General features: G+C 68.5%; 10 protein-coding genes and 1 pseudogene. 6 read left to right on the plus strand and 5 right to left on the minus strand.

Translation table 11 applies throughout. The features are described 5' to 3' along the window. Positions 1-125 precede the first annotated feature (125 nt). Both ROTAS13_RS03465 and ROTAS13_RS03475 read right to left on the minus strand, forming a co-directional pair. The gene (locus ROTAS13_RS03465; RefSeq protein WP_075821555.1) at positions 126-1,118 is read right to left on the minus strand and encodes a fatty acid desaturase; all 993 of its coding nucleotides are present in this window, start codon (positions 1,116-1,118) and stop codon (positions 126-128) included. Between the two features lie 499 nt (positions 1,119-1,617). Beyond that, the gene (locus ROTAS13_RS03475) at positions 1,618-2,058 is read right to left on the minus strand and encodes a CBS domain-containing protein (RefSeq protein ID WP_019459969.1); all 441 of its coding nucleotides are present in this window, start codon (positions 2,056-2,058) and stop codon (positions 1,618-1,620) included. Between the two features lie 127 nt (positions 2,059-2,185). On the opposite strand from ROTAS13_RS03475, the gene ROTAS13_RS03480 reads away from it, so the two are divergent. Further along, a complete protein-coding gene (locus tag ROTAS13_RS03480) occupies positions 2,186-2,485 on the plus strand; it encodes a hypothetical protein (protein ID WP_226946098.1) in 300 nt (99 codons plus the stop codon). 233 nt (positions 2,486-2,718) lie between these two features. Further along, positions 2,719-3,297, plus strand: a complete 579-nt coding sequence (locus ROTAS13_RS03485; RefSeq protein ID WP_075821557.1) for a septal ring lytic transglycosylase RlpA family protein — start codon at positions 2,719-2,721, stop codon at positions 3,295-3,297. A gap of 78 nt (positions 3,298-3,375) precedes the next feature. On the opposite strand, the gene ROTAS13_RS03490 is transcribed toward ROTAS13_RS03485, so the two are convergent. Continuing rightward, positions 3,376-3,732, minus strand: a complete 357-nt coding sequence (locus ROTAS13_RS03490; RefSeq protein WP_139323258.1) for a hypothetical protein — start codon at positions 3,730-3,732, stop codon at positions 3,376-3,378. A 181-nt stretch (positions 3,733-3,913) separates the two neighbouring features. On the opposite strand from ROTAS13_RS03490, the gene cutA reads away from it, so the two are divergent. The 3 genes from cutA to ROTAS13_RS03505 all read left to right on the plus strand — a co-directional run bounded on the left by cutA (position 3,914) and on the right by ROTAS13_RS03505 (position 4,792). Further along, the gene (gene cutA, locus ROTAS13_RS03495) at positions 3,914-4,117 is read left to right on the plus strand and encodes a divalent cation tolerance protein CutA (protein ID WP_037252081.1); all 204 of its coding nucleotides are present in this window, start codon (positions 3,914-3,916) and stop codon (positions 4,115-4,117) included. A gap of 31 nt (positions 4,118-4,148) precedes the next feature. Further along, positions 4,149-4,334, plus strand: a complete 186-nt coding sequence (locus ROTAS13_RS03500; protein WP_019459965.1) for a hypothetical protein — start codon at positions 4,149-4,151, stop codon at positions 4,332-4,334. Positions 4,335-4,453: 119 nt separating this feature from the next. After that, on the plus strand, positions 4,454-4,792 hold the full coding sequence (locus ROTAS13_RS03505) for a hypothetical protein (protein WP_058390203.1): 339 nt from the start codon (positions 4,454-4,456) through the stop codon (positions 4,790-4,792). A 27-nt stretch (positions 4,793-4,819) separates the two neighbouring features. On the opposite strand, the gene ROTAS13_RS03510 is transcribed toward ROTAS13_RS03505, so the two are convergent. Together ROTAS13_RS03510 and ROTAS13_RS03515 are read right to left on the minus strand one after the other, a co-directional pair. Further along, positions 4,820-5,161 carry a cellulose binding domain-containing protein gene (locus tag ROTAS13_RS03510; protein WP_075821558.1) on the minus strand — a complete coding sequence of 114 codons (342 nt, stop codon included), beginning with the start codon at positions 5,159-5,161 and terminating at the stop codon, positions 4,820-4,822. A gap of 400 nt (positions 5,162-5,561) precedes the next feature. Continuing rightward, positions 5,562-6,455: a polysaccharide deacetylase family protein gene (locus ROTAS13_RS03515; protein WP_075821559.1), complete on the minus strand. Its 894-nt coding sequence runs from the start codon at positions 6,453-6,455 to the stop codon at positions 5,562-5,564. A gap of 43 nt (positions 6,456-6,498) precedes the next feature. Between ROTAS13_RS03515 and ROTAS13_RS03520 the strand changes: the two are divergent. Continuing rightward, positions 6,499-6,863: pseudogene (locus ROTAS13_RS03520) on the plus strand (thiol reductant ABC exporter subunit CydD); the annotation flags it as partial.

Here is a 6,863-nt window from a genome sequence, read left to right on the forward strand (position 1 = left end):
ATGACCTGTGCCCCGGCCCAGGTCGTTGATGAGCACTTGGCATCATGTGCAGAGCCGGGAGAGCCGAGAAACTCTCCCGCAGGAAAAACAGCCGACTTCCCTGGCGCCACGGCAGGCGAGAAGCCTTACCGGGATGGGAAAGGCACCATCTGCTCCAGATCCTCGTCCCAAAGCACGAAACTGGGGGCTCTGAGAGCGTCACGCAACGTGAGCACCGTGGCGGCGCCGGAAATGTCCGGGCACTCTTCATGACTGGCCTGTAGCCGGTAATTGGGAATGCCGGGACGCAGGTGGTGCATATGGTGAAAGCCGATATTGCCGCTGAACCATTGCAGCACCCGCGGCAGCTTGAGGTAGGAGGTGCCGTGTAGGGCAGCCTGGGGCAGGTTCCAGTCCTGCTGCCGCGTCCACTGTGCCTCTTCGAACCGGTGTTGCACCGAGAACAGCCAGATCCCGATTGTGGCGGCCAGGGCAATGCTGGGCAGGTGTACCAGGAGCACGTCCGAGAGCTCGAAGGCAAGGACGAGGGTGGTGAAGACAGCCACCAGCGAGAAGTTCAGCAGGTAGACGCTGAGGTGTTCCCGCCGGCAGGACCGTGGCGTGTCAAAAGGCAGGCGGTAGAGCACCATGAAGATCACGGATGGCAGAACCATGTGGATCAGCAACGGGTGGTGTGTGGTGCGGTAGAGCCAGCGCCGCGCCGGGCCAAGAGCCCGATATTCAGCAAGGGTCAGGCAGTCCGAATAGAAGTCCGCCGGGATGCCGCGCTTGTCGAGGTTGTTCCACATGCCGTGATGGCGGGCATGGAGGCGCCGCCAGTACGCGAAAGGTGTCAGCGTCACCAGGCTGCAGGCGCCGCCGGCGAACCAGTTGAACCGGGCGGATCGAAACAGTGCAATATGGCCGCAATCATGCTGCAGCATGAAGATGCGCACGATCAGGCCGGCGGCCGGAATGGAGAGAGCCAGTGTGAGCCACACCGAGATGTCGGTGGCGGCATACATTGCTGTGATCGTGAAAAGGTAGAGCCCAAACGTGGAGAAGACCTGCCAGGCAGCCATGGCATCGGATGGTGTCTGATAGGCGCGGATACGTGCCAGCTGAGGCTTGTTGAGCAAGGGAGGCTGCGGTCGAGGTGCTGCTATCGGCACTTTGGAATTCCATGAGTTGTGCCGCCCGGCTTCAGCGAGCTGGACCGGGGGATCAGGGAGGTAGCATACCGAGAGCGGAAGGGCACGCGGGACTGGCCTTCCAGCGTGCAGCTGAGGACGGACTGTCATGTCCCTGTGGGGCAAACCTGGCCGTTGGCGCGCCTGGTGTTCATCGCCTGGTTGCGGAAGATGCCGATTTCCGCATGGGACAGAAGGCTGGCATCGTTTCCTTCCGGAACGGCGCCTGCTTCGGGTTCCTTCGTCGCGATCCTGCGCGGCCTTCCGCGCCGCACCGATGCGTGCCTCGCCGGCAGCAGGACGAGTTGCGCCCGTTCTGCACCGTGCCGGCCGCTTTCATCCTCAGGCGGCAGGGTGTCGCCAAGGATGCCGGTTGAACCGGCGACTCTTCAGCCGCCGATGCCAACCTCCGAACCGGCCGCCGCGCTCTGCCGCGGAACCGCTCCGGCTACCCGGCTGTCACATAGTCCCGCAGGGCCTCCGCCTCGCCCACCGCCTGCTCGATGCGGGCCTTCACCAGATCCCCGATCGAGACGATGCCGCAGAGGGTCTCGCCCTCATAGACCGGCAGGTGCCGCACCCGGCGGTCCGTGATCATCTCCAGGGCCTTGGTGATCGGCGTTTCCGGCGCCACCGTGTGCACCACACGCGTCATCACGTCGGCGGCCACCAGCCCATCGACCGAGCCCGCATCACCGGCCAGCGCCCGCACGATGTCACGCTCGGACAGGATGCCGAGAACAGGTCCCGCCGCTTCCTCCGCCTCCCGCACGAGCACGGCACCAAGCCGGTGCTGCACGAGGATGCGCGCCACCTCCACCAATGGCAGTTGCGGCCGCACGCTGATCACCTCGGAGCCCTTGTTGCGCAGGATGGTCTTCACCGTCATCGTTGCCTCCACCGCCCGCCGGCTCTTATCCACCGGTTGAAGCCATGGTGGCCGTGGGTGGGGCGCCGGTGACAAGCGGAAACACCTGCTGCTCACCGCGCCGTGAAGGAGCGTGCCCCCTCGCTCCATGACGGCTTCCACGCCGGCCGTGGGGGCGGACCGGGTGGCCACCTCAGAAACGATCAAGGAACGCATGTCGGCAAAGCTCTGGTCCCTCGGAACCTTCCTCGTGGCGCTTGGGATCGCGGCCTATGCGGTGGGCTGGGAAACCCTGCTCTGGGTACCGCGCCGGGTCCTGGATTCCCTGGTCTGGGTGCCCGGTGCGATCCTGGAAACCGTGCGGACCTCGCCGGCCACGGCCATCGTCATCGGGCTGGGTATCGTCCTGATGGTGGCCGCACGCGTGCTCGGCCGGCATCGGGGATAAGGCAGGCTGCTGCGGCACGGCGCCATCCGGGAGTCTCCATCCGGGGTGGATGCGCGTGCCGGAAGTGCCCAGGCATCCTCCCAACGTCCCATCCGGTCGGGACAAGCCCACTGTGGAAGCAAGGCTGCGGCGGAGGCCAGGCACGGCTCCGAGCCCTTGCGGCAGCAACCCCGGGCCACGAACTGGGCTTTCTGCCACGGATGGGGATCCGCAACAGGCAAGGGGGGTCACGCTTGACCGAATGGAAGAAAGTGATCCTGGGGATCGCGATGGTGGCCTGTGCCATGACGGGCGGGACGACGGCCGCTGCTGCCGCCAAGCCGCATGCCGCCCCGCATCGCCCTCATGCCAGTCATCACACCATCCACCATACCGGCCACCATACCGGCCAGGGGACGCAGCATCGCCCGCGTCCCGTGGCCGGGCGGCATCCCGCGCCACGTCACGGGGCGCAGCGGCAGGCCACGCAGGAGCAGCGTGGCCATGCTTCGGTCTATTCCCGGCGCCTCGCCGGGAGGCCCATGGCCGATGGCGGCCGTTTCGACCCGGGGTCCGACACGGTGGCTAGCCGGACCCTGCCGCTGGGCACGCAGGCCCGCGTGACGAACTTGCGCAACGGCCGTTCGGCCGTCGTCAGCGTGCGCGACCGGGGACCGCATCGCGGCGGCCGCATCCTCGATGTCAGCCCGGGCGTCGCGGCCAGGTTGGGCATGCCGGAAACCGGCACGGCGCCCGTGGCGATCGTCGCGCTCTCCACCCCTGGCCTCGCGGGTCGTGCCGAAGCCGCGCCGATGGGGAGGCCCGGCCGCTGACGGAAGAAGGGCATCCCCGGCGGCGGCGCGGCCGCGCCTCTCACCGGAGGCGCGCGGTCCGCTTCCGGAAACGGGCCGTCACCGCGGCGGTGCCGGGGGCTTGGCCACCGGTTTCACCCGGGCCTCGACCTGGGCCTTGACCACCGAGGCCTCGAACTCCCAAGGCGTCATGTCCAGCACCAGGCGCTCTTCCGGCGCATCCCGCAGCAGGCTGGCCGGCACGGAAAAGGGTGCCGTCCCGATCCCCAGGGCCGGACTGGGCAGGATCCTCACCACGGCCGAAGGCGGGGCGCCGGTGACGCCGTTCACCGTGCCGATGCGCGTCTCGTCCATGGCCCAGACCTCCTTGCCGCGCAGGTCATCCGGTCCCCGCAGATTGGGCGCGGCCGCGAGCGGCGTTGCCGTGAGCAACGCCAGCATCGGCCACTGGGTCATCCATGGGGCACGGCGCCGGCATGACCGCGCGGGGCCCCGGGCACGGGGAAAGGACGGGAACATGGTGGAGGGCTTCTTGCATTCTCCGCCTCCCAATGCCAGAGCCGCGAAGGCCCGGCAGGCCGCGCGGACCCGTCCGGATCGTAGACGAGGGCTGGCTCACAGCGGAAAGAAACCCGGGATGAGGGTGCAGGAAGGCTTTGTCGTGCTGTCCTCGGCGGTGTGCAGCGGCGCCAGGGCGGGGGAGATCGCCAGGGCCCTGGTTGCGGCGCGGCTGGCGGCCTGCGTGCAGGTCACGCCGGCCGAAAACACCTATCGCTGGCAGGGTGAGGTGCAGGCCGGACCGGAATCCTGCTCCAGGCAAAGACCACGCGCGACCGGCTGATGAGGGCGCTGGCCAAGCACGCCGGGGTGGCATGGACCCTCTGACACGCCTGCTGATCCAGATGGCGCAGTGGTGGCGCCATCCGCCTGGGCGCCGGAAGGCCGTGGTGATCCTGGCGGCGCTGCTCCTGTCCTTTCTGCTCGTGGGCATCGAGAGGATCGTCGGCTGGCCCAGTTGGCTGCGGACCGAGCCGGTGCCGATCCACCGCCTGCCCTGACCTGGTTGGGGGGGCATGGCGACAGCGGCGCTGGCCGATGGTGCCACGGCGCGGGCCGGCGGCAGGGTTGCGTGGACCGGGCTGGACCGGCACGGTGCCCTGCCGCAGCTTCGCCCGTGATGTTCGCCACGATCCTCGACGGTTCCGCGCGGAGGCTTCTGCGGCCCCTCCTTCTTCTGGCCTTCCTGGTCGCCTCTCCACAGGCGGTCAGCGGCGCCGGCCTCGTCCCCCCATCCTGTGCCATGTCCCAGCTCCTGGCGGTGGATCAGGACCGGGCGGCGCCGTCCCCCACCTGCTATGGAGGGCGCGCCGTGGTGCGGTTCGGCTGGACGCTGGTGGATTATGGCCTCGCCACGATGAAATACGTGATCGGCCTGTTCCTGGTGATCCTGGGCTTTCTCTTCCTGATGCTGGGCTACGTCCTCAGCTTTCTGGACTTCCTGCTCTGCTGGCGATGAAGGCGGAGCCGTCTGTCAGCACCGCACTCAACATCGGCAGCCGGGCAATGGCTGGAGAAGCGGCGGGCCGCCGCCGTCCCAGCAGGACTTGATGCAGGGGATCAGGGGCGCGCCGCTGGCGATCAGCCCGATCGTCGAGCTCTGGCCCGGATGCAGCGGTTCCGATCCCTCGGGATGCAGGCAGACGGGGTCGCCCTGGGCGCCCTGGCCGTCATAGCGGGCGTTCCAGATCTCCAGGATCTGCCAGCTGGGAGTCAGGCAGAGCACCCAGCGCAGCATCGGGACCTGCCCGCCATTGGTGATGACGATCTCGGCCTGGAAACCCTGGCTCCAAGTGCTGACGATGCGGAACTGGACGTGGAGCGACAAGGCGGTGATCCCAGTCCGTGAGAGTGCGTACCAGGAATGTCTATATTAAGAGATTTGCGAGAAAAACGCATCACAGGTTGCCATAATGCTAAACCCGAAGCGAAACGTGGCAAAATGCTACGCTTTGTTGCGGTGCAAACGCCGGACTGCTCATCCAGTTGATGGGATTGTAACACATAAGGCAACTCGTGCGTGCGGCATCCTTCCCCGTCGCGCGGAATTGGTCTGTCCAATCCCTGCCATGCCCCCGGCAGCCATCATGGATTCACCGGACCCGGCAGCATGCCCCCGCGATTCGGCCACCCCTTCCGCAAACGGCCCTGGGGCGCCGCTTCAAACCGGCACTCTTCATGAAACGGACATCGTCCGGACGCGTGAGGCCGCAGCCGGACGAAACGCCCTATCCGCCCGGGCAGGATCCGGCCGGCAGCGCGGCGACATGGTCGTGGATCGCCCCTGCGGTACAGAGCCAGACCTCGGGGTGGGGGGACAGCACATGCGACAGGGCCCGGCGCAGCGCCGCCAGCCGATAGGGCTGCCCGACAATATAGGGATGCAGCGCGATCCCCATCACCTGCGCCCTTCCGTCCCGCACCTGCCGCAGCCGCTCGTCGAAATCCGCCACGATCATCGCCGCGAACTGCTCAGCCCCGTCCTTGCGCGCCACGATGGCGGGGATGTCGTTGACCTCCTGCGGATAGGGGATGGCGAGGATCGGGCCGGAACGGGTGCGGTGCCAGACGGGCTGGTCGTCGCTGCACCAGTTCAGCGTGTAGCGATAGCCTGCCTCGGCCAGCAGGTCAGGGGTCGCCACGCTCTCGGCGATCCAGGGCGAGAGCCAGCCCCGCGGTACCCGGCCCTCGTGGTGGGCCAGCACCGCCGTCGCCTCGGCGATCAGCGCCCGCTCGGCCTCTTCCGACAGCACGCTCTGCCGCTCGCTGTTGGTCCGTCCATGCCCGGCGATCTCGTCGCCCCGCGCCCGGTGCGCCGCCATGAGCTGTGGCGCGTGGCCGTACATGGCGCTGTTGGCCAGGACGGTGCAGGGCGCGCCCAGCTCGTCCAGCAGCTCCAGCAGCCTCCAGGCACCCACCCGGTTGCCGTAGTCGCGCCAGGCATGGTTCAGCACGTCCGGCTGCGGCCCGCCGGGCGCCAGCTCCGCGCCCAGGCCCTCGCCGAAGGCGAAGTGCTCCAGGTTCACGCCGAGATAGACCGCGAGGTGCCCGCCATTGGGCCAGGCCCAGCGCGGTCGTTCCGGCCAGGGGTGGTAGTCGTGGCGGCCATGCTGGCGCAGCATGCGAGACCCTCGCGAGACCAAGGAAGAACGGAGGAAAGGGTGCATGCGGAAGCGGAGTGGTCTAGAGGGTGCCGCCATGTCGTCCTCCAAGTCGGATGACGCGGCGGCCCGTCGGCTCCTGTCCCGGGTCGCGCGCGAGGATCGTCCGCGCCTCCTCCGCTCCACCGGCCTCGGCCTCGCCGCGGCCGTCTGCGGCATCGCCCAGGCCTGGTTCATCGCCACGCTGCTCGCCGCCCTGCTCGGCTTCCCGGAGGCCGTGCCCGGCCCAGGGGGGGGATCGGGCTGGACGGCCTTCGCCGCCGCCGCCGTCCTGCTGCTGCTGCAGACCGGACTGGGCATGGCGCAGGAACGGGCCCAGCACGCCGCCGGGGCCGCCGCCCGTGCCCGGCTGCGGCAGCAGGCCCTGGC

It is taken from the genome of Roseomonas sp. TAS13, assembly GCF_001950415.1.
GTDB classification, from domain to species: Bacteria; Pseudomonadota; Alphaproteobacteria; order Acetobacterales; family Acetobacteraceae; genus Roseomonas; species Roseomonas mucosa.

Coding starts and splice junctions, on each gene's coding strand:
- ROTAS13_RS03500 (WP_019459965.1), top strand. CDS start 4,149: ATGGACCCTCTGACACGCCTGCTGATCCAGATGGCGCAGTGGTGGCGC.
- ROTAS13_RS03475 (WP_019459969.1), bottom strand. CDS start 2,058: ATGACGGTGAAGACCATCCTGCGCAACAAGGGCTCCGAGGTGATCAGC.
- cutA (WP_037252081.1), top strand. CDS start 3,914: ATGAGGGTGCAGGAAGGCTTTGTCGTGCTGTCCTCGGCGGTGTGCAGC.
- ROTAS13_RS03490 (WP_139323258.1), bottom strand. CDS start 3,732: ATGACCCAGTGGCCGATGCTGGCGTTGCTCACGGCAACGCCGCTCGCG.
- ROTAS13_RS03480 (WP_226946098.1), top strand. CDS start 2,186: ATGACGGCTTCCACGCCGGCCGTGGGGGCGGACCGGGTGGCCACCTCA.
- ROTAS13_RS03515 (WP_075821559.1), bottom strand. CDS start 6,455: ATGCTGCGCCAGCATGGCCGCCACGACTACCACCCCTGGCCGGAACGA.
- ROTAS13_RS03505 (WP_058390203.1), top strand. CDS start 4,454: ATGTTCGCCACGATCCTCGACGGTTCCGCGCGGAGGCTTCTGCGGCCC.